General features: G+C 36.2%; 32 protein-coding genes and 1 pseudogene. 6 read left to right on the top strand and 27 right to left on the bottom strand.

Going from position 1 to position 25,287, the window contains the following annotated elements; all coding sequences use genetic code 11:
* Nucleotides 1-55: 55 nt before the first annotated feature.
* The 8 genes from GOM46_RS04155 to GOM46_RS04120 form a co-directional block, all read right to left on the bottom strand.
* The gene (locus GOM46_RS04155; protein WP_235084122.1) at nucleotides 56-1,108 is read right to left on the bottom strand and encodes a hypothetical protein; all 1,053 of its coding nucleotides are present in this window, start codon (nucleotides 1,106-1,108) and stop codon (nucleotides 56-58) included.
* A gap of 160 nt (nucleotides 1,109-1,268) precedes the next feature.
* Nucleotides 1,269-2,144: an N-carbamoylputrescine amidase gene (aguB, locus tag GOM46_RS04150; protein ID WP_006150742.1), complete on the bottom strand. Its 876-nt coding sequence runs from the start codon at nucleotides 2,142-2,144 to the stop codon at nucleotides 1,269-1,271.
* Between the two features lie 9 nt (nucleotides 2,145-2,153).
* A complete protein-coding gene (aguA, locus tag GOM46_RS04145) occupies nucleotides 2,154-3,239 on the bottom strand; it encodes an agmatine deiminase (RefSeq protein ID WP_006150734.1) in 1,086 nt (361 codons plus the stop codon).
* The gene (gene nspC, locus GOM46_RS04140; protein WP_006150662.1) at nucleotides 3,236-4,363 is read right to left on the bottom strand and encodes a carboxynorspermidine decarboxylase; all 1,128 of its coding nucleotides are present in this window, start codon (nucleotides 4,361-4,363) and stop codon (nucleotides 3,236-3,238) included. Before nspC ends, aguA begins: the two co-directional genes overlap by 4 nt.
* Nucleotides 4,363-5,622 carry a saccharopine dehydrogenase family protein gene (locus GOM46_RS04135; RefSeq protein WP_006150675.1) on the bottom strand — a complete coding sequence of 420 codons (1,260 nt, stop codon included), beginning with the start codon at nucleotides 5,620-5,622 and terminating at the stop codon, nucleotides 4,363-4,365. The genes nspC and GOM46_RS04135 overlap by 1 nt, the downstream gene beginning before the upstream one ends.
* On the bottom strand, nucleotides 5,619-6,479 hold the full coding sequence (gene speE / locus GOM46_RS04130) for a polyamine aminopropyltransferase (protein ID WP_000366716.1): 861 nt from the start codon (nucleotides 6,477-6,479) through the stop codon (nucleotides 5,619-5,621). Before speE ends, GOM46_RS04135 begins: the two co-directional genes overlap by 4 nt.
* Nucleotides 6,480-7,934: an aminotransferase class I/II-fold pyridoxal phosphate-dependent enzyme gene (locus GOM46_RS04125; RefSeq protein ID WP_235084121.1), complete on the bottom strand. Its 1,455-nt coding sequence runs from the start codon at nucleotides 7,932-7,934 to the stop codon at nucleotides 6,480-6,482.
* A 596-nt stretch (nucleotides 7,935-8,530) separates the two neighbouring features.
* The gene (locus GOM46_RS04120; protein WP_006150732.1) at nucleotides 8,531-9,547 is read right to left on the bottom strand and encodes a hypothetical protein; all 1,017 of its coding nucleotides are present in this window, start codon (nucleotides 9,545-9,547) and stop codon (nucleotides 8,531-8,533) included.
* A gap of 252 nt (nucleotides 9,548-9,799) precedes the next feature.
* Between GOM46_RS04120 and GOM46_RS04115 the strand changes: the two genes are divergently transcribed.
* A complete protein-coding gene (locus GOM46_RS04115) occupies nucleotides 9,800-10,819 on the top strand; it encodes a hypothetical protein (protein ID WP_235084120.1) in 1,020 nt (339 codons plus the stop codon).
* A gap of 33 nt (nucleotides 10,820-10,852) precedes the next feature.
* Here the strand turns inward: GOM46_RS04115 and GOM46_RS04110 are convergent, their stop codons facing one another.
* The 16 genes from GOM46_RS04110 to GOM46_RS04040 all read right to left on the bottom strand — a co-directional run bounded on the left by GOM46_RS04110 (nucleotide 10,853) and on the right by GOM46_RS04040 (nucleotide 21,439).
* Nucleotides 10,853-11,659, bottom strand: a complete 807-nt coding sequence (locus tag GOM46_RS04110; RefSeq protein ID WP_235084119.1) for a hypothetical protein — start codon at nucleotides 11,657-11,659, stop codon at nucleotides 10,853-10,855.
* A gap of 9 nt (nucleotides 11,660-11,668) precedes the next feature.
* Nucleotides 11,669-11,980: a hypothetical protein gene (locus GOM46_RS04105; protein ID WP_235084118.1), complete on the bottom strand. Its 312-nt coding sequence runs from the start codon at nucleotides 11,978-11,980 to the stop codon at nucleotides 11,669-11,671.
* Between the two features lie 4 nt (nucleotides 11,981-11,984).
* The gene (locus GOM46_RS04100) at nucleotides 11,985-12,167 is read right to left on the bottom strand and encodes a hypothetical protein (RefSeq protein ID WP_000454373.1); all 183 of its coding nucleotides are present in this window, start codon (nucleotides 12,165-12,167) and stop codon (nucleotides 11,985-11,987) included.
* Between the two features lie 14 nt (nucleotides 12,168-12,181).
* Nucleotides 12,182-13,066: a DUF4300 family protein gene (locus GOM46_RS04095; protein ID WP_000868693.1), complete on the bottom strand. Its 885-nt coding sequence runs from the start codon at nucleotides 13,064-13,066 to the stop codon at nucleotides 12,182-12,184.
* Between the two features lie 177 nt (nucleotides 13,067-13,243).
* Nucleotides 13,244-13,765, bottom strand: a complete 522-nt coding sequence (locus GOM46_RS04090) for an RDD family protein (protein ID WP_235084117.1) — start codon at nucleotides 13,763-13,765, stop codon at nucleotides 13,244-13,246.
* Nucleotides 13,766-13,806: 41 nt separating this feature from the next.
* On the bottom strand, nucleotides 13,807-14,688 hold the full coding sequence (locus tag GOM46_RS04085) for a diacylglycerol/lipid kinase family protein (RefSeq protein WP_235084116.1): 882 nt from the start codon (nucleotides 14,686-14,688) through the stop codon (nucleotides 13,807-13,809).
* A 172-nt stretch (nucleotides 14,689-14,860) separates the two neighbouring features.
* On the bottom strand, nucleotides 14,861-15,220 hold the full coding sequence (locus tag GOM46_RS04080) for a hypothetical protein (protein WP_000841612.1): 360 nt from the start codon (nucleotides 15,218-15,220) through the stop codon (nucleotides 14,861-14,863).
* A 29-nt stretch (nucleotides 15,221-15,249) separates the two neighbouring features.
* Nucleotides 15,250-16,011, bottom strand: coding sequence for a hypothetical protein (locus GOM46_RS04075; RefSeq protein ID WP_006150707.1), 762 nt, complete (start codon nucleotides 16,009-16,011; stop codon nucleotides 15,250-15,252).
* Between the two features lie 166 nt (nucleotides 16,012-16,177).
* Entirely contained in the window at nucleotides 16,178-16,840 is a 663-nt protein-coding gene (locus tag GOM46_RS04070) for a DUF443 family protein (RefSeq protein ID WP_006150696.1), read from the bottom strand.
* 115 nt (nucleotides 16,841-16,955) lie between these two features.
* Entirely contained in the window at nucleotides 16,956-17,573 is a 618-nt protein-coding gene (locus GOM46_RS04065; RefSeq protein WP_006150683.1) for an SAP domain-containing protein, read from the bottom strand.
* A gap of 104 nt (nucleotides 17,574-17,677) precedes the next feature.
* The gene (locus GOM46_RS08370) at nucleotides 17,678-17,806 is read right to left on the bottom strand and encodes an ADP-ribosylglycohydrolase (RefSeq protein WP_080560899.1); all 129 of its coding nucleotides are present in this window, start codon (nucleotides 17,804-17,806) and stop codon (nucleotides 17,678-17,680) included.
* 21 nt (nucleotides 17,807-17,827) lie between these two features.
* The gene (locus GOM46_RS04060) at nucleotides 17,828-18,613 is read right to left on the bottom strand and encodes an alpha/beta fold hydrolase (RefSeq protein ID WP_235084115.1); all 786 of its coding nucleotides are present in this window, start codon (nucleotides 18,611-18,613) and stop codon (nucleotides 17,828-17,830) included.
* A gap of 244 nt (nucleotides 18,614-18,857) precedes the next feature.
* Nucleotides 18,858-19,349: a phosphoribosylanthranilate isomerase gene (locus GOM46_RS04055; protein WP_235084114.1), complete on the bottom strand. Its 492-nt coding sequence runs from the start codon at nucleotides 19,347-19,349 to the stop codon at nucleotides 18,858-18,860.
* An 88-nt stretch (nucleotides 19,350-19,437) separates the two neighbouring features.
* Nucleotides 19,438-20,190: a CPBP family intramembrane glutamic endopeptidase gene (locus tag GOM46_RS04050; RefSeq protein WP_235084113.1), complete on the bottom strand. Its 753-nt coding sequence runs from the start codon at nucleotides 20,188-20,190 to the stop codon at nucleotides 19,438-19,440.
* Nucleotides 20,191-20,670: 480 nt separating this feature from the next.
* Complete coding sequence (locus GOM46_RS04045; RefSeq protein ID WP_006153684.1) at nucleotides 20,671-20,985, bottom strand: TfoX/Sxy family protein; 315 nt, start codon at nucleotides 20,983-20,985, stop codon at nucleotides 20,671-20,673.
* A 64-nt stretch (nucleotides 20,986-21,049) separates the two neighbouring features.
* Nucleotides 21,050-21,439, bottom strand: a complete 390-nt coding sequence (locus GOM46_RS04040) for a VOC family protein (protein WP_049494983.1) — start codon at nucleotides 21,437-21,439, stop codon at nucleotides 21,050-21,052.
* Here GOM46_RS04040 and GOM46_RS04035 point away from each other — a divergent pair.
* Nucleotides 21,376-21,759: pseudogene (locus GOM46_RS04035) on the top strand (Rgg/GadR/MutR family transcriptional regulator); the annotation flags it as partial. The gene GOM46_RS04040 and the pseudogene GOM46_RS04035 overlap by 64 nt on opposite strands.
* A gap of 47 nt (nucleotides 21,760-21,806) precedes the next feature.
* Here the strand turns inward: GOM46_RS04035 and GOM46_RS04030 are convergent.
* From GOM46_RS04030 to GOM46_RS04020, 3 genes are all read right to left on the bottom strand, one after another.
* Complete coding sequence (locus GOM46_RS04030; RefSeq protein ID WP_235084112.1) at nucleotides 21,807-22,283, bottom strand: GNAT family N-acetyltransferase; 477 nt, start codon at nucleotides 22,281-22,283, stop codon at nucleotides 21,807-21,809.
* 211 nt (nucleotides 22,284-22,494) lie between these two features.
* Nucleotides 22,495-23,259 (bottom strand): ATP-grasp domain-containing protein, encoded by a 765-nt coding sequence (locus GOM46_RS04025; RefSeq protein WP_075567524.1) that lies wholly within the window; start codon nucleotides 23,257-23,259, stop codon nucleotides 22,495-22,497.
* A 62-nt stretch (nucleotides 23,260-23,321) separates the two neighbouring features.
* Nucleotides 23,322-23,510, bottom strand: coding sequence for a hypothetical protein (locus GOM46_RS04020; RefSeq protein WP_000179769.1), 189 nt, complete (start codon nucleotides 23,508-23,510; stop codon nucleotides 23,322-23,324).
* 469 nt (nucleotides 23,511-23,979) lie between these two features.
* On the opposite strand from GOM46_RS04020, the gene GOM46_RS04015 reads away from it, so the two are divergent.
* From GOM46_RS04015 to GOM46_RS04000, 4 genes are read left to right on the top strand one after another with little or no spacing between them, the layout of a single operon-like run.
* Complete coding sequence (locus GOM46_RS04015) at nucleotides 23,980-24,225, top strand: hypothetical protein (RefSeq protein WP_001813542.1); 246 nt, start codon at nucleotides 23,980-23,982, stop codon at nucleotides 24,223-24,225.
* Nucleotides 24,222-24,557: a hypothetical protein gene (locus GOM46_RS04010; RefSeq protein WP_000806926.1), complete on the top strand. Its 336-nt coding sequence runs from the start codon at nucleotides 24,222-24,224 to the stop codon at nucleotides 24,555-24,557. The genes GOM46_RS04015 and GOM46_RS04010 overlap by 4 nt, the downstream gene beginning before the upstream one ends.
* Nucleotides 24,558-24,569: 12 nt before the next feature.
* Nucleotides 24,570-24,938: a hypothetical protein gene (locus GOM46_RS04005; RefSeq protein ID WP_000567222.1), complete on the top strand. Its 369-nt coding sequence runs from the start codon at nucleotides 24,570-24,572 to the stop codon at nucleotides 24,936-24,938.
* Entirely contained in the window at nucleotides 24,925-25,224 is a 300-nt protein-coding gene (locus GOM46_RS04000) for a DUF5960 family protein (RefSeq protein WP_001072467.1), read from the top strand. The genes GOM46_RS04005 and GOM46_RS04000 overlap by 14 nt, the downstream gene beginning before the upstream one ends.
* Nucleotides 25,225-25,287 lie beyond the last annotated feature (63 nt).

Below are 25,287 nucleotides of genomic sequence, written 5' to 3'. Positions count from 1 at the left end.
ATCTAAAATCTCAAATACTGTTTTATAATTTACACAATAATACCGAGCATTTCTTTTATGTCGTATAGAAATCAATCGACAAATCACTATCAGACTCGTATTTTTTCCATGCTAGGCTAAAGCCATAATAGTCTTCAAATTCTGGATGCCAGTCATAATAAAGTGGGATACGGCTAAATTTTCTTGCAACTACTTCATCTTCAAATTCTGGGGACTCTCCTGCAGTAATTCCAAATTGAAGGCCATTCAATTCCCAGGTATTTCCCCAAACATTTTCGTCTGATAGAACGTCAATCCAGCGAGAGGCATCAATATCAAAATCTGCACATAATTCAAGTTCTAACAATTTTCTGTAGTTTACCTTGGCAGGCTTTATATAAAAGGCTCCATCAACCTGATACTTTTTATCTTGTACTTGAATTTGTGTGATTTTCATCGGAATTGGAACTCTATTTAACTCCAACCAAAAATAGCCTAGAGGAGTTTTGATTGCATGGTAAATTTGTTTAGACTCAATTTTTACTTTTTTCGAGCAAGCATTTAGAATTCTTCCGTGCTCAAGTATATTTTTACAAACTATTTTCGAAGTCTCAGGATCAAAAATAGAATACCTACGGATGACCCTTTTTAACTTTTCAACGGGATAAGTGATATCTCTTGGGTAAGCATGATATTTCTGGACTACCAGAGCTATTTTTTCAATATTTTTCTTTCCAGTTGGTACAATCACACCATGCCCAATATGAATACTTGGATCATCACAGATATAAGTATATCCATTTCCACCTTCTTGAAACTCAACGACAACGAGATTCAACTCCTGATCAGGATCGAAAAGTGGTTCAACTTTTTCATTGGTCTGGCGCTCATAAAAAGTGAAACAATTTGGATTATCCTCTTCACCAAAAACCATGAAACTACCACAATTTGGGCACTTCCATATATAAAAGGAAGCCTTCGAAATGTCTACATAGGAAATTTTATCATGTTCGTCAGTATTGTTAAAAATATCCTCAAGCAACTCATCCGAATAAACTGAATAAGCATTTGGATCGGGCGCTCGGTGTTCATTCATAGCTTGCCCACATTTACATGTCCATTTACCCATAAAAACCCTCAGTCGTGGCCTAATTCTTCAAGGAAAAAATGATTTAGCTCTTTCCAGTCTATTTTATCCTTGCTAACACTAAGTCCATTTTATCATTATACTAATACTTTATCAAAAATTATTATAGTATTTACAGAAAAAAGCCTATACTAGGCTTTTCTCATCTGACAATTTCTTTATACATGTCTGGTCTTCTATCTCTAAATAAGCCCCAATTTAGGCGCTCATTTGCTCCCTTGTCCAGGTCATAAGTTGTTAACAAGATAGCTTCGCCTTGTCGTTCTGCTTGGGTCAAGATAGCTCCTGTTTCATCGGTCATAAAGGATGAACCGTAGAAATTCAGACTTGAACTTTGTCCTCCATTTTCCTCGCAAGGAGTGACTTCTTCCAAACCATAACGATTAGCAGCAATAACTGGCACAATATTTGCTGCTGAGTGTCCTTGCATGGTACGTTGCCAATGACCACAGCTATCTGTATCCAAAATCGGCTCCGAACCAATGGCTGTTGGGTAAAAGAGTAATTCCGCGCCATTTAGCGCAAGACATCGGGCAGTTTCAGGGAACCATTGATCCCAACAGATCCCGATACCAATCTTGGCATAGCGAGTGTCCCAGACCTTGAAGCCTGTGTTTCCAGGTGTGAAAAAGAATTTTTCCTGATAATAATGGTCATCTGGTATATGAGTTTTACGATAAACTCCTAGTACTTCTCCATCCGCATCAATGACAGCAATGGAATTGTATAAGACATTACCATCTTTTTCATAGAAACTGATTGGTAAAACGACCTTTAGTTCCTTGGCAATCTCTTTAAAATGCTGAATGGCCGTATTCTCTGTCACCGACTGGGCATACTGGTAGTAGTCATACTGACGTTCCTGACAGAAATAGGGACGTTCAAATAATTCAGGTAAGAGAATAATTTGGGCTCCTTGCTCAGCAGCTTGTCGAACTAGACGTTCAGCTATTCGGATATTCGTTTCCACATCCTTAGCGCATTGCATCTGAATAGCTGCAACCGTTACATTTCTCATCTTTTTCTCCTATTCTGGAATTTGTTGGGTAATACAGTGGATATTTCCACCACCTAAAAGAATATCTCTTGCAGGGATTCCTACGACTTCACGGTCCGGGAAACACTTACTCAGGATATCCAAGGCCACTTGGTCGTTTTCGTCCTGAAATTGTGGCACCAAGACAGATTTATTGGTAATATAGAAGTTCACATAGGATGCTGCTAAACGCTCACCAGCATAGCGTTCTTCTTCACCTTCTTCATATGAATAGCCCGGCAAATCTTCTTCCGTCACTACTTGATGAAGCGCTGGGATTGGGAGCTTATGGATGGTGAAACTCCGACCCTTTGCATCTGTTTCATTCTCTAAAAGAGCTAGATCTGCTGCAGACATGGCATACTGAGGATCATCTTGGTCGTCTGTCCAAGCTAAAATAACCTCAGCAGGACCAACAAAGGCTGCAACATTGTCGACGTGTTCATTGGTCTCGTCTTGATAAATACCATAAGGAAGCCAAATAACTTTTTCAGCTCCAAGACTCTCTAGTAAGGTATTTTCAATCTCTTCTTTAGTCATGTGAGGATTACGTCCAGGACTGAGGAGGCAACTTTCTGTGACAAGTATTGTTCCTTGGCCGTCACTGTGTATGGAACCACCTTCTAGTACAAATGGTTTGGCGCTATAAACAGGTATATTTAATTCTCTAGCAAAGGAAGGCGCCACTTGGTCATCTGCTTCATAGTCTTGATAGAGTCCATCCACAGCACCACCCCAGGCATTGAAAGACCAGTCTACCGCTAACTTTTCCCTTTTATCATTAAGGAGAATGGTCGGACCTGTATCGCGAGCCCAAGCATCATTTGTTGGGATATCTAGATAAACGACCTGGTCTCCAAGATAGGATTGGGCTTCAGATAGATAGTACTCCTCTACCAAAAGATAGACTGTTTCTCCTTGGGCAATGGTTTTGATAATCTGGCTAAAAGCTGTTTTTGCAGCCTTGCCTTGAAATGGCCAAGACCCTGGTCGAGTAGGCCATATCATGAGAGTCCCATGATGGGATTCATACTCTGCAGGCATACGATAACCTAATTTCTTTGGACTGTCCATCATGATAATCTCTCCTTAAAGTCTTGGTAGCCAAAGGCCTTGACTAGACTGCATTTACCCTCTCTATCCATCACATACAAACTTGGCAGTCCAATCCCGTTAAAGGTATTATTTTTGACAAAGGAGTAGATTGCCATATCCTCGAAGTACAATCTATCTCCAATCTCAACTGGATTTTCAAAGCTATAGTCACCAATGATATCACCTGTTAGACAGGTATTGGAAGAAAGTCTATAAGTATAAGTTTTTTCTTGGGCTTCAAAACCATCTCTCAATGGAGGACGATAGGGCATCTCAAGGACATCTGGCATATGACAGCTTGCTGAAGCATCTAAGACTAGGGTCTCAATCCCATTTTCAACGATGTCTAAAACTTCAGTAGCTAAATAACCAGCATTGAGTGCAATCGCTTCTCCTGGTTCTATATAGACATCAAGGTTATAGGTTTCTCGAATCCGTTTAATCTCAGAAATCAGTAAGTCCACATCGTAGTCATCTCTCGTAATGTGATGTCCACCACCCATATTGAGCCATTTAACTTGGTGCAAATAGGCACCAAACTGGTCTTCTACTGCTTTCAAAGTCGTTTGTAAATCATCTGCCCCTTGCTCACAAAGAGTATGAAAATGAAGCCCATCCACCAAGTCCAGCAAATCACTTGGTATTTTGTCTTGAGTCACTCCAAAACGGGATCCAGGAGCACAAGGGTCATAGAGCGCGTGATCTCCCTGAGTAGAACACTGAGGATTGAGGCGTAGACCTACACTGATACCAGCCTCACGACAAGTTTGACCATATTTTCGTAATTGTCTCTCTGAGTTAAAAACAATGTGATCAGATATTTGAAGTAACTCTTCCATATCTGCTGCTTTAAAAGCAGGCGCAAATACATGGACTTCTCCTGGAAATTCTTCCCTAGCCAACTTCGCTTCATAGAGTCCACTAGCCGTTGTACCAGAGAGATACTGGCTAATTAGGGGATAAGTTTTATAGAGAGAATAAGCCTTTTGAGCTAGCAACACCTTACAGCCTGCCTTTTCTTGAACCTCTTGTAGAATGCGGCAATTTTCCTCTAGTTTTGCTTGATCAATAACATAGGCTGGTGTTGGTACTTGTTCTAACTTCATTAGTCCACCATTTGTGGATTTTCAACCACAACCCATGGCAAACCGTATTTATTCAAAGCTTCCATAAATGGATCTGGATCCAACTCTTCAAGATTATACACTCCTGGTTGTTTCCAAGTACCATCCATCACTAATTTTGTCCCTATCATGGCAGGAACACCTGTTGTGTAAGAGATAGCCTGTGAACCAACTTCTGCGTAGCATTCCTGATGGTCGCAAACATTGTAGATGTAAATGGTCTTTTCAACACCATCTTTGACACCTGTAAAGATACAGCCGATATTGGTTTTTCCAACTGTACGTGGACCAAGGCTTGCAGGATCTGGAAGCAAGGCTTTCAAGAATTGGATTGGTACGATTTCTTGACCATTAAAGTTAATAGCATCTGTACGAAGAAGCCCAACGTTTTCCAAGCATTTCATGTGAGTTAGATAAGATTGACCGAAAGTCATGAAGAAACGAATACGTTTAACTCCTGGAATGTTTTTAGCCAGTGATTCAATTTCTTCGTGGTGAAGAAGATACATGTCTTTTTGCCCAACTTGAGGGAAATCATACTCACGTTTGATAGACATAGCTTCTACTTCTACCCATTTCCCATCTTCCCAGTAAGAACCTGGCGCAGAAACCTCGCGAAGATTGATTTCTGGGTTAAAGTTAGTTGCAAATGGATAACCATGGTCACCACCATTACAGTCTAAAATATCGATATAGTGGATTTCGTCAAAATAATGTTTGAGCGCGTATGCTGAAAAGACGCTGGTTACACCTGGGTCAAAACCAGAGCCAAGAAGAGCTGTCAATCCTGCTTCTTTGAATTTTTCTTGGTAAGCCCATTGCCATGAATAATCAAAGTAAGCCGTAAATCCAAGCTCTTTGCAGCGTTTCTCATAAATAGCACGCCATTCAGGGTCTTCTGTGTCTTCAGCCTCATAGTTGGCTGTGTCGATATAGTGGACTCCTGTTGCTAAACAAGCGTCCATAATGGTCAAATCTTGGTATGGTAGAGCTACGTTCAAAACAGCTTCTGGCTTGTAGCTTTCAATCAAGGCAATTACTTCTTCTACCTTGTCAGCATCAAGAGCAGCTGTTTCAATTTTAGTGCTTGTTTTACCTTCTAATTTAGCCTTCAAGTCATCACATTTTGACTTGGTACGGCTAGCAATCATAATTTCTTTAAAGGTTTCGCTATCTTGGCAAATCTTTGAAATAGCAACTTGGGCAACGCCCCCACATCCGATAACTAATAAACGACTCATTTTTTTCTTTCCTCTTCTTCTAAAATGTCTTCAACATACTTGGGCAACATGAAGGCCCCCACATGTAAGTTTGCAGTGTAGTATTCTGTGAATAACTGGCGTTTTTTCCAGCCTTCCTTGTCAAAATCTTTGACAGGGTGATATTTTTTCGATGCAAATCCAAATAACCAATAGCCAGCCGGACTGGTAGGGATATGTGCCTGATAAACTCGGCTGATTGGAAAGGCTTGATTAACCTTACGATGCATGCTTCGACAAGCCGACTCATCTTCGTCAAAGAAAGGACTACCATGCTGATAAATCATGATACCGTCTTCTTTGAGAGCTCTATAGCTGTTACCATAAAATTCCTTGGTAAAGAGCCCTTCCGTATGTCCAAATGGATCCGTCGCATCATTGATGATAATATCGTAATCATCTTCACAGTTTCGTAAAAAACGAAGCCCGTTTTGATAGTAAATGGTAACACGAGGATCATCAAGCCCTGCAGCAAAATCTGGGAAGTATTCTCTACAAACCTCAACCAACATCTCATCTGGTTCTACGATGTCAATTTGCTCCAGTTCAGGATATAGCGTTAATACTTGGGCAACACCTCCGTCACCACCACCAATAACCAAAACTTTCTTCGGATTAGGATGGACAGCCATAGGAACGTGGACGGTCATTTCGTTGTATACAAAATCATCTGCATCCGAGAACAAGACATGCCCATTTAAAATCAATATCTTCCCAAAAGCAGGCGTATCTAAAACTTCGATATCCTGCCATTCACTTTTACCAGCGTAGAGTTGTTTGGCTGTTCTCAGGGATAATTTCACATCTGGAGTATGAACTTCAGAAAACCATAAATCCATTTAGTTCTCCTTTCTCTCAATAACATTGATGTGATTGACCTCTGGATCTTCCGTTCCTTGAAGGGAACAACCACGTTCTTTGGCAAATTGGATATAATCGACAATTTCTCGTGTAATCCGTTCACCTGGCGCTAAGATTGGGATGCCGGGAGGATAACACATGACAAATTCTCCGCAGACTTGCCCAACGGATTCGTCCAAAGTTAAGCTACTTCTCTCTGAATAAAAGGCTTCCTGAGGAGAAAGCACTAACTCAGGCTGGATATATTCGCCAGCAATCAAGTCCTTCCCATCTCTCGAGTAAAGTCTCTTGATATCAGCTAAAGCACCGACCAAGCGCTCGATATCTTGAATCCGGTCTCCAATCGATATGTAGGCCAAGATATTGCCGATATCACCAAACTCAATCTGAATGTCATATTCGTCTCGCAGAAGATCATAAACTTCAATCCCTGTTAGCCCAATTCCCTGAGTATAAACGGACAGTTTGGTCACGTCAAAATCGCAAACGGACACACCGTCTACTAGCTCTTTTGAGTAGGCATAGTAGCCACCAATGGCGTTGATTTCTCGACGAGCGTACTCAGATAACTCAATGACCTTCTCAAAGGACTCTTTGCCACGAAGGGCTAGGTTTCTACGAGAAACATCTAGACTAGCCATTAGCAAGTAGGATGCTGATGTTGACTGTGTCAAATTAATAATCTGACGTACGTACTCAGGATTCATCTGATCGCCAACTAAAAGAAGGGAACTTTGAGTCAAGCTGCCACCGGACTTATGCATGGATACAGCTGACATATCTGCTCCTGCGTCCATAGCAGACAGAGGAAGTTTATCTGTAAAATGCAAGTGCGCCCCATGCGCTTCATCTACTAAGACCTTCATCCCTGCAGCGTGAGCCATCTCTGTCAACCCCTTAAGGTCCGAACAAATTCCATAGTAAGTAGGGTTGTTGATTAGGATTGCTTTGGCATCTGGATGTTCTTGAATAGCTTGTGCTACACGCTCATTTTCAAGTCCCAGTGCAATACCGATTTTTGGATCCACACTCATCTCGATATAGATGGGAATAGCACCACATAAAACGAGAGCGTTGATGGCTGATTTATGTACATTTCGAGGGAGGATGATCTTATCTCCCGCTTTACAGGTGGAGAGAATCATGGTTTGTACCGATGATGTTGTTCCACCGATCATTAAAAAGGCATGAGCTGCACCAAAAGCTTCTGCTGCCAACTCCTCTGCTTCTCGGATAATCGAAATGGGATGCCCTAGATTATCCAAAGGCTTCATAGAATTAACATCTATACCAACACACTTTTCCCCTAAAAGTTCGACTAATTCTGGGTTACCGCGTCCCCGCTTGTGACCTGGTACATCGAATGGTACAATTCTTTTCTTTCGTAACTTGACCAGCCCCTCATAGATGGGAGCTTGGTTTTGATTTAACATGTTTTAGACATACTCCTTTATCATAGTTTTCTCACCTTAATCATCTAAGGCTCAAAGGGCACTCATGAAAAAAGAGCAGGTTGGCACCTGCTCTACAATCTACTGACGTGTTTATGTTTGTTTCTTTTGAGTATGTCTGTTCCTGATGTTTCCTAACTCTCTAGTAGCAAATATTACGTACTTTATTGATCGTTTCACAAGATGACGTGTGCTTTCACCACACTAACAAATCTATACGAATTAGGACAGGTGCCCTAACATCAACTTATAAAAGTAGGCTTTTAACCCTATCAATAATGTGGCTTTTCAACCACGCTTCGGCATTCAACCCTGCCTGTCCGTAGGCATTTTTTACTCGGGTTTATATTTGCTAGAAAACATCATCTCATTTTCTAAGCTTCATTACTATATCATGTTTTCAGAGACTTGTAAAGTATTTCTAGAAACTTTTTTAAATAAATTCATTTTTTCGTTCGTGAAATTAATTTAACTTGAAAATAGAAACTGTTTTAAATTAAGTTTTAAAAAACTAAAAAGGAACTAAAATAGTTAGTCCCTTAATTATCTATAAGTACAGTCACTAATTAAAAATATATCTACTCATTTTTCGCTATTTGAACAGCTAGCTCAAAATCAGTCATCAAATAATTTTCATCTAGACGGATAAGGCTGTAATATTCATTCCAAAATAGAGAGTCACTGTTACTTGACCACTGTAACCCATACCACAATTGAGTGACATCGTTTGTACTTGATGGTGGAGTGGACCATAGATGCTTTTTAAAAGTTTTTTGAACAAAAGGAAGGTCCAATCGCTTAGTTAAGTCGAGTTCATCTAACTTGAAAGTGATATAATGTTTCTTTGCTTCTTCAATACTGTCTTTATTAAATCGAACCTGAATAACCTTAGAATCTTCTAAAGCCACATCCTGGTCCTCAGCACCGTAAAAGGAAATACTGCCCAGTACTATGCCATCTTTTGCAAGAAGATAGGGAGCGTAAGGAACAGCATTGCTATCAAGTCTGAAGCCTTTTTCGATGGTAACTGTTTTATCGCCTGGATACTTTTGGAAACTGCCATCTGTCAGGAGCTCTTCGTAGTCGCTACCACCATCACCCTGTCTTACATAGATGTCAAATCCAGCATCCATCAGCTCACTGGCTTTGGTTTCTGCTAAAATGATTTTACTTTCATTAATTTGCAAAATTGGTGTTTGAGGTGGCAAACCAATCGTGAGATTAAACATGACTCCTACTAGAAAGACCATCAAGGTTATAAGGAAGGCAAGTAAAGACTTTCCAGTCCTTTTTCTTGCATTGAAAAGGGCCATTAGAGCAGGTAGAAGGATCATTTTGGCTAAAATAGAATTCCCAATAGCACCTCTATTTAAGGTCTGAAAAGCAAAGATCCCCGCGATGACAATCAGGGACAGGTAGACTAAAATCTCGCCTAGACCCAGTTTTTCTGTTCGAGTTTGTTGATTTACAGGGGTTTCGTACAATGACTGCCCATTCTCTTTCCTCTTTTTTAGAAAGAGATAAAAACCCAGACCGAGTAGCAGATTAAAGATTGTAAAAACCATTAAAGTTCCTATAATTACCGTTCTACCCATGACTCTCTACTCCTTTATGTTCTCTCTCAAATCTTATCTTTCTCTTTAAAAGAAAATTCCTAACCAATAAAACGATTAGTAAGAAAGGACTACCTTCTATCAGTACAATCGGTATAGCATAAATGGCAATGATTCCCACTTTTTTATCTTTAAGGATTTTACTGATATTTCTAGCTCTATTTCCCGAGAAAGTGCTATAATGGAGCTAATAAATTGTTCTGTATTCATTGGTGAAAAAAAGGGGAAATAACCATGTTCACTACTATTGTTTTAGTTTTTTATGCTCTTTTCTTTCTATCCTTATCCTTTACTATCTATCTCTATATCAGACTTGTAGTTGCGGTTAAAAAAGGCAAAGACATTCCCAAATGGATTTATAAACTTGGCCATGCTGTTCAAGGAAGAATTCACGTTGACTATGAAGAAATCACTGATGCTAAGGCCCTTAAAGATATTCATTGGTTCTTGCTAATCTATTTAATCGTAAATCTACTCCTATTGTCTGTCTTCTACTATCATGGTAATAGCTTTCCTCAAGCAGTTTATGAATGTTTGAAAAAACAATTTTTCATCGTACTTGTTAGTATGGTTTTAAAAAGTATTGGTAAATTTATTGTACTAACTATCAGAAAAAACTTTCATAACAGTCATGCCTATGCATCAACCAATGCTTTTATTGGGACAGTTTTTTTAACAAGTTATGTTTTTATGTTCTGCATCATGATGAGTGGTCTTCCAGCTCAACCAGTTCCAGTTACCATTCAAGATACCACTATCATTATCGGAGAAACCAAGGCTTCCGAGCTTTTAGAGCATGGATTCACCTTCGAAGATAAAGGCGCAGATAGTCCAATCACCAATCCAAAAAACGACCACTTCTACTACGGTCAGCTTCTTGAAGTCAAGCGGGATGATCAATCCTATGGCTTTATGAGCCTTACTCCTACAGGAAAAGATACTGATCAACTCAAAAACTGTGTCATTACCTACTATAGAACGCCCAAGGATCCCCATCAGTTGCAGGAAATTTCTATCAATCATGTCAGTTTAGCCAATCTCAAGCTCCAAGATTTTCAAACACGAAAATTAATCGATATCTTTGAAGTCAATCCTGCTGATTATAATGTCTCTGATAAGGATAACAACTTTATCCTAACCATTCAAACAGCAGATTACGACCTCTGGAAAAGATACCGTATTGAATCCAAGTTCAATTCAGATGGTTCGATTGATAGCTATGGAGTCAGAGCCCAACACAGCATGTGGGAATGACTCACCCTTTATTTTCCTCTTATCAGATAGACATTAGACTGAAAAAATATCATCTACAAGTTTATAGGTTTCGATGAACCGAAGGCCAGAAGAGCCTTTATCTCTAGTGATTTCTTCATAAATGTCTTCTAAATTTTGGGCAGGTGCCAACATCCAAAGACTAAAAGGTCTAAGTTTCACCTGTCCAATTTTTTCAATATTTTCTAATAATTGCCCTAAATCTTTGTGATTGAACCAGCAATCTGTAACGAGAGCAAACTTTGTATTGTCCATCTTACAGGAGATTTGACTGGTCAAAAAATCATCTATGGAGGGCTTTTTTGTTTGTAAGAGGCGCGTGCAAGCTAGATGGTACTCAAGTTTTCTAGGACTCTGCTCAATCATAGATACAAATACAAGACCATACTCATCTTCAAACTTAACAGCAAGGATGTCTCCTTCTTCAAAGTAAGGTTTTCGTTTAGCCTTTGCTTTAGGAACCTTTAGAGGTCTAGGATTTTCAGTTTGCAACTGGATAGCAAGTTTATCCAAGACCTTTTGCCTTTGCTTCAATGCCTTTGAGTCTATTTCCAACCAAAATGGATCTGGACCTTTTTTAATAATCTCTAAGGTTTTATCTCTGATATCGTCAGTCAGGTGACCAATCTTCCACAGTGAGTAGGCAAATGCAGTCCAATAAATTTCTGTAAAAAAGTCTGTTTGACAGTCATCTTTCTCCGTATCAAGGATTTCCTTGATAATATTCGCCACATGTTCACCATCTCTATAGCGACCGACTACTTCATTGTAAATGTCATAAGCTTGATCACTGTCAATGATTTTAACACCATCAATAGCCATTCTCAACTCCTATTTAATCTTATGCTTGGTCATTTTCTCTTGGAAAATAGTTATAAGAATTTGGCGTAATTCTTGAGCTTCTTTTTCTGGAAGTTGACCTTCTTGTTCAGCAACAGCGTACAATTCCGGATACTCAAGAGAGATTCTCTTAATAGTCCGCGTAATAGCATGTTTTCTAACAAAAAATGGAATCCGTTTAATCATATCTTGAGGGATTAGGGCGATAATCTTATCAGCTGTTTCCTTATCGCTCAGTTTAGAGAAAGTTAACCCCTTTTTAATCATTTCTTGTTCTTGTTTCGTAAAATCTTGTAATTCCATATGTCTACTCCTCATCCTCTGTCACTTCCCAAACCTCTGCTTGGTAAGGATCACCATCTTCATCGTATCGATTGATATACCCAATAAATCGTTCATTTCTTCTTGGTCTCTGCTGGTTTCCCTTGATAACCCAAACAGCCCATACTCCGATTAAGACAAAAATTATGAATGCCAGTACTACTTCCATTTCATTACCATCCTTTAGAATTGAACCCACTTATCATTATCCATAATAAAGGGTTTCGCTAAACCTTCACCTGTATAGTTTTCGTATTTTGTATCTAGATATTTGTAACAATCTTCCTTGGTCGCAAATTTGATGGCTTGATAAGGCTCCTCAAAGGTTAATTTTTCAACAAAGAGATAGCCATCCTCGCTTGGCACAAGGATCCCGACATGGCCAATAAAGAGGGATTGCCCATCCAAGTCATCATGGACGACTACGGACAGCATTCTTGCATTTTCATTAAACTTGAATTGAGAAAGGAATTTTTCCATCTTTGCAGCATGAACTTTGACATCAGTCGTTGCTTCGGTCTTGACTCTTGAGAATAAAATATCAAAAGCATCCTTGTCTTCTGCATCAAAGACCTTACCTTTGTCAATGGCATCATTATCGACAAACAAGAGAGAATCATCTTTCTCTAATTTAGGAATTTCGATAGAATTTTTTAATAAACAATAACTGTTAATACGACAGTTAGTACCGACAAAATCACCCTTTTTAGGCGTCCAAAGATTGCTTATCTTTTCAACATCATAGTCTGTTTTGGTAAATGTAGAAAAATCTCCAGTCAAGCCTACTGAACCGACAGTTGCGTTGTAATCATTTACAAGGTTGAAAAATGCATCGACACTATCTTTATCCAAATGTGCAGCCAAGGCTTTTCGAACTTCTTCTTCGCTTTCCTTGTTATTAAGATTGCTATAGGTTCCTTTGTAGCTTTCTTTACCTGAGCTAGCCACCTTAGTAGTTGAACTATTCTGTTTTTCCGTAGATTGGTTTTGGTTTGTAACGCAGGCAGCTAAAGTAAAGATAGCTAAAACACAGCAGCTCATTAATCTGATTTTTTTAGATACTTTCATAAAATGTTTCCTTTTTAACTAAGATTTTTCAGGTCGATAAGCTTCTCTTATATTATAGTTCAAATTTATTTTAAGTCCAAGCATTTTGCTAAGTAAAGTAGGTTTTAAATCATTAAAAAAGGAAGCTGGCACACGGCACTCTCCCTAATAAGTGAAATATCTATGAAATATTTAATTTTAGTCACCTTTTAACTGTACCTGTGTATGAGCTATAAGGTCACCTAGATGTCGCTTATCTTTCCTGAAAACCATCATTGCAAGTAGGGCAACTGCGAGAAGAGTAGCTAAAAACGAGAGGATAATAGATAAGAAATCAAACTCACTATAGAAACCATGTATCGTGCCCATATGACCTATTTGCCAAGGTAAAAATTTAATGGTGTTTCTAAGCAAGCTAGCTTGCACTGTTTTTTTCTTGTAAACCAATTGAAGTCCTGCTTTCACCTTCCCAAAACTCCCATTTTTTGTATAATCTAAGAATGTAAAAAGTAGAGTGATTGGCAAAACAGAGGTAAAAAATACAAGCCACTGTGACTGAATTTCTGTAAACTCTGGGATACCATTAAAAATAATAATGTAAAAAAGCATAGAACCTAAAAACAGAAGTGCTAAATAAGCTAGAATGAAAAGATAATCAAATAGTAATTCAATCATTCTTTTTTTAAACGAAATTGAATTAATTGCTAAAATCTTCATCATCATCGCCTCCTTTATTATCTACTATTCTTTTCAAAAGTTTATCATTCTTTCGGTTGAGAATAGACTTCGATATGCTGACCTAGCACCTTGATTTCTACTGGTAGGTCATCAGATTTATCACCGTCAACATCCGTTTCCAATTCAGAATCAGAAGAAATTTTTATATGACGAGCTTTTATATACTCGATATTCTCATTTACGACGACATCCCCTTTTAATAAATCAGGGATAACTGACAATTTAGTAAGGATTGAGGCATCTTTTAAAATCAAAATATTGGCATAACCATCCTTGTCTTCATCAAAGATTTTTTTGTCAGCGAAATAATTGGTAAGAAGAACTAAAACATGACTGGCTGGGCCAAAATAATTTCCATTTTCTGTCTCAACAGTAATATTAAATGCTTGATCTGTAACCACTGACTTCATGGTATTAATCGCATAGGCGAGCATGCCAAACTTCGTCTTATCTTCTATCCCAACATTATGTATGGCTTCTGGTAATGAACCAATACTAAAGATATAACCAAAATAGTTTCCGTTAGATTTTCCGATATCAATCTTGTTGGTAGAACTAAAATCAAGCTCGTCAATCGCACCGTCAATATCTTGATTGATTTCTAATAGTTTCGTGATGAGATTTCCAGTTCCTCCTGGAATAATCGCAAGTTTCGGAATGTAGTCTTTCTCAGCGATGCCAGAGATTACTTCATTAACAGTACCATCCCCACCAAAAACAAGGACTGCATCGTACTGCTCACGAGAGGCTTCCTCAGCAAAGTGTGTTGCATCCAGCGCTTTTTCAGTAATTTTGGTTTCCACGTGCTCAAAATAATCTTTGGCCTTATTCTCCAGCTTGACCTTATAATCCAAAGCCTTTTCCCCACCAGAGGTAGGGTTTATAATTAACATTGCTTTTTTCATTGATAATACTCCTTAATTTTTAAATAGAAATGTTAGTGTAACTACATCAGTCATTACATATAATGCTATTATAAAATGAAACCTCAGAAAATAGAAATCAGACGTACTGGAGATTGAGAGAATCAGTTCTAAAAAAGGTTGGATATGCTGAAAATGATAAATACCTTCTAGTTTATTCTTTTACCAATCGATTAAAATCAACCAGATATAAAATTCCAGCAATAAGAGCAAAAATTGCTGAAAAAAATGAAAGGAAGGGGATAAAACCTGTGATAGATGCAACTAAAAGAAACAAAAAGCTTTTCTTACGACCATTTGATTCTTTTCTATAAATGAAAATTGCAAGTATAGAACAAACAAGAAATATAAAACTAATTAAATTTACTGAAAAAGCCCATGCTGGTTTATCAACAAAACGAAGAGCCCCATTGATAAATCTTATCTCCCATCTATAGAAAAATGCAAATGCAATAATGGGAGAGCACGTTAAAGCAAAAATTCCATTAAAAAAAAATAAACTGTTTGATTTCATATTCAATCCTTTTCTGTACTTATTCATTGCTAATTAATAGATTCACTATTTAAAAATCCTTTAGACTTCTGGACGATATAGAGCTGTTCATCTTCTTGAGCGAGTATTCTAAACAATTCATTCGCCCTAGTCATATCTCCTTTTAATTCAGAGTTCAAAGCTTGATAGTAAGTGATTTCCAATTGTTGATATTTAAATTCGTTTTCCAAGTCTTCAAAGTAATCATTGGATTGATGAGCAATTGTTAAATCGTAAAGTGCGATACTCACGCTTTTTGTTTTCTCGGCTAGAGAGGAATCTGAGATGGACATTTTGTTTAGCATAAGATTAAGCTGGTCCCTGGTCAGGTTAGGATTTGCAAGAACTGTCGAACGAATAAGATAACTTTCTAAAAAATCCCTATATTTCAGCTTCAGTTTTTGATCAGTCATTGCTTCAGAAGCCTCCTTAATGGCAGCATCGAAATCACCAATCATATAGGAATACCCAACAGATGTTAGTGTCACATCCATTTTTATAATAGCTCTTTTTGCATCTTTCTTCAATTCAATGTATTGCTTCCAAGATGGTAAATCTAAGTCCATATACAGTAACTTAGTACCACTCCTTACATACCCTCTTCTGATTAGTGCAATGAAAAGAAATAAGAGTGCATTTATGAATAAAATACAAAGGGTTTGAATAGTCCTATCTTTCACCATCCAAGCTACAGAAAGAATGAGAAGAACAGCCAAAACAATCACGACTTTTCTATAAAATCCATATTTCTTGCGTATTTCTAAATAATTCATTTTTACACCTTTTCTAAATTATAAAATGTCATTACGAGAGAAGTTCTGAACCTTAAATGAGTTATTGAGCAACATAAACACTTTCTTCGCTATTACATAATTTTTTCTGATAAAATAACCCAATGTGACCTGCAAAAGAGGATCATAAAATAGCTTTCATCTTAACTTATAACTGCTCGATTTTTTCAAAAATAATCTCTTGCTTTTCGACACTTTCTCGGAGTGGTGACATGCCTAAAATCACTGTAAAGAATCCCAACAATAGAATACTATTAATAACAAGTAAGGCTCCCTCTGTTCCATTAACAGTATATAGATAGAATGCAAAACATCCAAGAGTCGGAACAAGGATAAAAGGAAGAAGTTTGTAATGTTTTAATTGACGTTTATTTCCTACTGGTTTAAAGGTTATTTGATAGTTTGAAACTTTATTCTCAAGTCTTTTTTGGACACTATGACGAGCTCTTATGGCAATGAACCAGAAAACAAGATAAGCTAGGAAGATGAACAGGCCATATAAGCCTATCTTTAAAGGAAGGTTGTGACTAATCCCATTGTTTCTAAAAAAATTCGTCACTAGACGATAGCCAGAACCCCCTATTGCTGTACCAATTGCAACCCCAATCGATTTACTCATAGTTGGAGCCACACTTTCAAAACGCGTATCTCTTTTATCTAACTTTTGCATTTTTGCAGTAATCTCATCAGGAATAGAACCCCAGAAATAGGATTTGGGGCTAACGGTCGTCAAGTCTAGAATATACTTTTCTCCCTCTACTTCTACTATTTTGAAAAAAAACTTATTCGTTTCTTTAAATTTTACTTTCATAATCACCTTTCAAATCTTATCAGAGTTAAATTAATTCTTATATCAAAGACCTTATTTGTTTTACTTTTTTTGTATTGGCTTTTTTAAATTGTTTATTAAGCAAATAAATAATATCCTACTCACCATACTCGTTTATTTTATCTGCATATTTAGTTAAAAGATTCTTTGAATAAATTTTTTCATTACTTGAATTTCTAACTTCTTTCCAAAGAATAGAAGCTACTTTTAGTTTATTCAAGTAGTTGGCACTATTTTCGTCTACACAGAAATCCTTTAAAAATTGATTCCATTGACAAACCGAATGGTCATACTTGGCATAATCTGAATCTCCATAATAAACTTTTAGCATGTCTTGGATTGTAAAACTCAAATCATGTTCCCTTTTTACTTTTCTCCAGGCAGTGGCCATATCAGCAGTAAATTTAAAGGGCGAAACACCTGTTAAAGTAGAGAAATATTCTCTAAAGTGTGCATTAAAGGCGAATCTACATTCAAGTAAGGGCGTATCTAAGGTAACGACTTCTACTCGTTTCTTATTTCTTTTTACTGATGGTTTTTTAATCAAGTTTCCCTTGAAGTACTGCTCAATAATATCATTGAGTTCTTGTTTTGTACCTCTATATTCAAGCCCTAATGACCTGCATATCTGTGAAAGTTCATCACGATACCAGTAATATTTATTAAATTCATCAAAGGATGAGATTTTTTCAAACATAGGTCTGCTTTCTATCAATATTTCACCTCCTTAAAAACAGTTTAGGTTTTCATCTCAAAATAATGGAGTTTTAGTTTCTTTATTTTGAGGATTAACTACGTTTCACTAACAAACTCACACACTCAGCGGTTCGAACTTACCGTATCGTCCGTGAAAAAACAATCCTCACGAAATAATGGAAAGCCTTTCGTTTTAATATTTCCCCATTCGTAAACAGAACCTACAATGTCTCCTACTATTGCTCCTAGCATAAGATTCCTCCTTACAGCATATCAGATTCCCAATGGATCACTCTTTAAAAATGGTACTACCAAATCAATCCACTCTTGAGGTAGGTAAGCTGATAAATAGCCATGGTTATAGCCCTTTGCTTCATACAGGATCGTATTTGGATGTAGCTGCTGAAATAATTTCGCTGATGCTTTCACACAGTTTAATTCTTTTTCACCATAGATATACAGAACCTGGGCCTTACTAGCAGAAATCGTATCCTTCAGCTTGTAACGTCCCATATAGGTTTTGTAAATGGTCACCAATGTTTTGATAGGTGTCCTTGGCAGATCCTCTAAATAATATGCTTTTATCTCCTCTGGATAAGCCAGTTTAGGATAGAGTTTGTCCATCATGCTTAATTGAAGTTTGCAAGAGAATTTACTGAACAACAGTTTATCAAATAGTGATACTAGAAAGATGCTGATTTTAGCTAACCTTGGTTGAGGAATACAGAGGCTTCCATCTATGATGGCCTTCTCAGCTATCTCGCTGTCTAAGGATAAAAGTTCCATGGCAATTTGACCACCAAGAGAAACGCCACCGATCGCAAACAACTTTCCACCATAGTTTGCTTTGATATAGTTTAGGATCTCCAAAGCAGAATCTTCCGTAGAAACATAATCGAGTTGATACTCTTCACCATGGCCATTCAAAGTGGGTAGAATAACACGGTAGTCTTCTGACAAAATCCGTGCTTGACGAAGATAATTCCACCAAGAACTGCCACCGCCATGTATCAATAGGATAGGAAGCAAATTCTTATCCCCAAATTCATGGAATTTCATATATAAACTCCTTACTGTGAGACTTTCAATAGATACGTCCTTGTTTAATCTGTTTAAAGAAGCAGTAATCTAAATACATCAATCGTTACTTTCAATAATAGTTAAGCTGATCAAAAATTTAAAATATTTTTTAATTACTAATTCTATTACTCGCCAATATCGTATAAATTAAATAAGCAATAAAAATGATAATAAAAATAACATGACAACCAGTCTTACAACTTACTACTTTTCATATGATAATTTACAAATGTCTTTCCAGCCACTCTATCTTTTTAAAATCCTTATTGTTATTTTGTTCATTTCGATAAGAATCTTGGGAAGAAGCCTTGTAAATACTTAAAAACTGTTCCAAGCTTGGAAGACGAAAAGTGATACCTTCAATGTGAATAAGCTCTATATCCGATTCCGAAACTCCTGCAAAATCAGGTAAGGAATCGATACTTCCAAATTCAACACTCACTCGATCCTTTTTGAATTCATGCTCATGAATATCTATTAAGACGTAGCCTAAGTCTTTCATCACTTTCATTATCTTGTCCCAGTCATAAATTCTGAGATGATCAGGTGCTTCCCAACCTCTAGGGTCACCATGCACATGAATGTCAATGTCAGACGGCCCCCAATTTTCTTTCGTTCTAAATTCCAATCCCAAAGACCCCATCAGTGTCGGTGTAATTCCGACTCGATTTAAATGGAAACAAATGGTTTTAAATTCTTCAAATAAGAGACTCATGTTTACTCTAAGCCTTTCATATAAATGTTCGTTATTTCTACTTTATTCCCTTGAACAAAATCATCTTCATTTTCTAGAGTGTATCCATTTATTTTGGATACAAATTCTTTTCCTTACTAATTCTATTACTTGCTAATATTGTATAAATTAAATAAGCTATAAAAATGATAATAAAAGTAAGATTAATCTTCAACACAAAATAGAGATTTAACAAATTTGCGAACGCATGAAATAAAATACAATACCCCACAGATTTCGTTTGACGGTAAAGAAGCCCTAAAACAAAACTTAAAAATAACGTATGTATAAAAAATAAAATAAAAGGAAATCCTTGATGACTTTCTCCAACTATAAACCATAAAGGCAGATGCCAAATCCCCCAAATTGATCCTACAATCAAATTAGATTTCCAATAAGTATATTTTTTATCAAGTAAGGGTTGTAGTATGCCTCTCCATCCTAATTCTTCGTGTCCACCACCAAAAAATATTAATTGAATAAAGAATAGTGGCATCAGATAAATGGATACTTCATTTAATTCTAAGGACGATACAGAAAATAGTATCAAAATTGCTAACAAATGAATAATGAAATAAATACTACTATTTTCTTTCTTACTAAATAAAAAATGTTTAAATTTTATATTATTCCTTTTCAAATAAAAGCAACTTGCAATAGCTGGACCAAGTGCACCTACTATATGTAACATTCTCCCTATAATTGTTTCTAATCCCAAAATATGAGATTGCGTAAAGATGGCAAGAATCCCCCAAGCTATATAAGTAATTCCAAATGTAAAACAAAGATAATTTTTTAAATTCCTTTTATCAATTTCTGTCATTTTTTCTTCCTAATCTTAATTATTCTACGTATATTTACTGCTTCTTAGTTGTTCTCGATTATAACTACCTATATTCTATCACAAAAACAAAAAAAAGCCTTACAATCAAGGCTTTTCATTATTGATTCATACCAAGCTTTCTAGGCTTTTACGAGCAAAGCTACACACTCGGCGGTTCGGACTTACCGTATCATTTCGTCGGTGCCCCCCCTCTTTCTACGAGTCCTATCGCATGTGCCGAAGATCTACTTCTACTTCGCTAAAGTATCAGCTCGTACAAGCAGTGATACTGCCTCAACATGTGGTGCTAGTAAACTTCTATATTATAGAACGAAAGGGATAGAGTTAATGTTTAAACTTAAACTTTAGAATGAAAATATTTTTTCTTTTCTTACCCTACAGTTTCCGTACAAATTTTATAGGCTTCATCTCATAAAAACTTGTACCTTGCTAAATTCAACAAACTGAAGCTTGTTTGTCTCATTTAGCTTTCTTGGGTTTCTTTTCTGGCAGTTCCGCATACATACCTTTCAGTAGCTCAGTAATCAAATCCATATCCTCAAATCTGTCGAATGCATACATCAATGTCTTTGAACCCTCATACGGATAACGCAATTCTGAGTCTGCAAGAAGTTTGTCCGATGTCGGCGTTCTCTTTAAAAATAGTTCATTATCGCAAATGTCACCTATCAGCTTACCGTTAAAATATATAAGGTAGCCGCCCATCATCGATCTTATGACAATATCACCTGCTGCAGAAAAAATCTCACGAACAAATTCATTAAATTCATTCACTATGATTACCTCCTTCAAAATCAAATATTCCTTACTTTATGGCAAACTCTTTCCCTATTTATCCTCAAAATTTCAGCAATCCATTTTCATCAAATTGAAAATTCGGTCCCCATGAAACTTCCCAATAGTATCCATCTAAATCCGAAAAATATGCGTGATATCCACCCCAAAAAACTTCCTGTGGCTCTTTTACAATTTTTCCACCTGCTTTTCTTACTAATGCAATTACAGTCTCTACATCTTCTTTATGTTCAACATTGTAGGCTAATGTAATTCCTGAAAATCCATTCCCTTTTGGTGGATTATTTTCATCAATATCTTTTGCTAATTGTTCCAAAGGAAATAGTTCAAACTTTGTTCCCGGAGTATCAAAAAAGCATACTGACGGATTATTTTCTCTGCAATCAGTCTTATATCCTAAACCATCTCTATAAAACTTTATTGACCTTTCCATATCTTTCACACCTAAACAAAACAAATAAAAGATTAGTTACTCAACTTGCCATTAATTGTTTGATATTAAGTATTGATAAAGAAAAATTTCATAATTGCACATTTCTTATTGCAGAGATTACAAAACTATTAGATAACGAATTAAATTACTATGAACAAACTGTTTTCCTTTATGCTAAGGGCTACTTTGAATTTAAAAAGAATTTAGATACTGGTGTTGAAAAAATGAAACAGGCTATCCAAGTCTTTGATATTTTAGAAGAGCAAAATATGAAATCTCAGTATATAGATTATTTCTCTCAAAATGTGGAAACAAGATAGAATACTAACTTTAAAGACTTAGTGAAAAGCAGAAACTAGTAATGATACTAGTTTTTGCTTTTCTCCATAATAATTAATTTCCCCCTTTTTCCTTCTAAATCTTTTTTCACAACAAAAAAACCTGAATTTCTATATGCTTTTTGAGCCAATATATTTTTTTCATTTACAGCCAATATAATATGGTTAATTTCTAATTTCAAAGTTGAATCTATGAATTCAAATATTCCATTCAGAGCATTATTACCATATCCTTGATTTCTGAAATTATCATCAATAGAAAATCCTCTAATAAGCGCATAATCATTTTGATAATAGCCGTACTCTTTAGGACCAGTGTTTAGGTGTAGGCAAAAAAAACCAATTACTTTATGGTCTTTATTAAGTATTACTATTGGGTATCTATCCTTATCTTTTTTAGACTTTTCAATAATATTTTTTGGGGTATCAGTATGTGTAATATCATTTAAAGAATAAGAACTTAAAGAATGGTAATGTTCAACTTCACTATACAAAGATAATTTCATGATAATTAATTCCTTTCTCTTTATGTAAGATACATAACTAAATCAGTTGATGATTTAATAATCATATCAATTGTTTTCATACTTTCTACTTTCCTATTCAACTTTCAAATATATAGCGTTTTCATTATTTTCTTATCCTATTATATCATTATTCAAAATAAAAAACTGCAACTTACTAGTTGCAGTTAAACACAGATTTTCTTCCGTTCCTTTAGAGACTTATATTTTCATTTTCAGGCATATTAAAAACATCGTTTTTTTCAAAATAAGGTTTTACCATTTCTTTCCATCTAGCTTTATGAAAATTGATCGAATTTAAAGGAGAAAGGCCATAATTTCCCAATGCATAACCATCATTTACTTCAACAACAAGTGTCCTGCCATCACTAGTAACACCGATATCTAGTCCATAAGCTATTGGCGCATCTTTCCAACATGATATGGCTTCATCAATTACACTAGGATCAAATTGTGCATTATAGTCACCTGTATAGGGTCGAACATCTAATACGCGACCATCTAACACAAAACAACGCCATTCTGCTATGAATTCTACAACCTCACTAATCCATATAGGATAGTCAAAAGGTAAACCAATACCTATCAAATCACGGGTTCCGTTAACAACTCTTCCAGTAAAGACTTTTGAACCAGCTTTGGGCTTAATAAATTTTCCCCAATTATCAGGTATATTTACAATCTCTCCCAAAACGCCTTCATAAATCTTTCGACCATAAAACTCTTTGAGCTCAATAGGATAGTCATAAACCGGAACGTTTAACCCCATCATTTTTAGTAATGCTCTAGTCTCCATTATATAATCTACAACTATATCTTCACTTGTTAACTGTTCTATTTCAGAAAAAGATTGATATAAAATAACTTCTTCTCCTTGTAAGTATGCACCTACTTGAGCATTGTACTTATTAATTGAAACTTCACTTGGTAGTTTGCTTTGTCTAATATAAACAACCATTTTATCACTCCTATATCACTAGTGTTGCACCTGTTGGTAAAAAAATAATAGCATTTTTGCTGTTATTTTTTTGAGTAAATAGCTCCCATAATATCATCGAAATAATCAACAGTATTTAGGAGCAATTCTATAACTTGGGACTTTGTTAGTCGCATTCCTCTTCTATCTCTAGCATCTTCTACTAAATTTTCAAGTTTCTCTAGATTTTTATCATCCAAGCTAATCATTATTCTATTTTTATCAGTTGCCATTTTCTTCACCTCAAGTCAATTCTATCACAGGTGTTACACTTGTATCAATTATTTTCTTTTTAAAATATAAATATTTAAATTAGGATACTTTTATACCTTTTTAATATTTTGTATTCAGTATTTAGTAATAAAGACTTAACTATAAAAAGCCTTACAATCAAGGCTTTCGATTATCTCTTTCGTTACAAGGTTTCTAGGCTTTTACCAGCAAAGCTACACACTCGACATGTGCTGAGAGCTTTCTTCTATACTAATAGACGAAAGGGTGTGAAAATGATTTTTAAATGATACTGTGGAACGGAACAGTAGCCCTAGTATTGACTACTGTCGTTTCTATTCATATTGGCTATTCTAGGACTGAGATGAAAAAATCTATAAATGCTCAGAATAAAATTGAACCCGCAAATCTCCCCAAAACAATGGTGAGTCATGTACTTGTATTATTCCGAAAAAATACACCTCTGGTGCAGTGAGACAAATTGGTGTATCTTATAGTGGCTTCGTAGATGAAAGCTATACTCTACTATCACTCTTTGATGATGTAGAACAAATTGAAAAAGATAATAGACTTCAGACAGCTATTGATGTTGTCAGAGAACAGTTTGGTTTTTTAGCCATACAAAAAGGAACCGTCCTAACTGAAGGTTCCAGAAATATTGAACGCAGTAAACTTATCGGTGGTCATTCCGCGGGTGGATTGGAGGGATTAAAATGAAACAAGAAAAAAATACAGTACAATTTTCAGAAATCCGTAGCAAAGGATGTAATGATATTGAAATGCTTGAAAGATTTTTACATGGAATCGTTGAAACAGCAACTTCAAAACTTCGTCAGAGAAAACTCAAAACAACTGAAATATCGATACGACTAGTACATGCTAAATCTGAAAACCGATTACCATTGGAATTTACATTTAGCATTAAGCCAACAAGCTCATCTGTGATAATCTATACTGAGGTAATCAATCGCTTTAAAGAATGTTACACAGGTGGGGGAATTCAAGGTTTTACGATTCAATTTGATAAAAATACCCTTGCCTCTGCATAGAAAGGATTTGATATGATTGACCGTTCATATTTACCATTTCAATCAGCAAGAGAGTACCAGGATACAAAGATGCAAAAATGGATGGGCTTTTTCCTATCTGAACATGCATCAGCACTCTCTGATGATACAAACAAAGTAACGTACATGTCTGACTTATCACTAGAGAAGAAATTATTACTCCTCAGTCAAGTATACGCCGGGCAGCTACGCACACGCATTCAAGTGATTGAAAAAAACAAGCGTGTTTCCTACACTGGAACAATACCAAGTCTGACCAAAGATTTCATTTTGATAAAAACTACAACAGGTCACATCAATTTGAAATTAAAAGACATTATTAGTATTGAACTTGTCGAGGAGGTGCTCTATGAATCAGCTTGAGTTTCAGCGTAATCACCTACAAATGGACTATTATAGCGAGAGCTACCAAGATTTTGAACGTGACTTCTACCGCTACTCTAACATGAATATTCCATTGACCTTCCTAACTGATGATATCCTAAAAACAATGGCGACTTCACGTAAGAATTACTTTGTCCTCAATAAGGAAAAGTCCAGAGATAACCGCGATCACTTCTTCATATTTGAAGTAAGTACCGTAGATGAGAATCCGCTAATCTATCATTATACATATAAGAAAACTACAATATATTTAGCAGAAAAATAGGAGCAGTTCAATTGACTGTTCCTATTTTTAATATTCATAAAATCTAAAGTCTTTATACTCTTT

The organism is Streptococcus infantis, assembly GCF_021497965.1.
In the GTDB taxonomy this organism is placed as follows: domain Bacteria; phylum Bacillota; class Bacilli; order Lactobacillales; family Streptococcaceae; genus Streptococcus; species Streptococcus infantis_B.
This window is presented reverse-complemented; position numbering and strand designations above follow the sequence as displayed.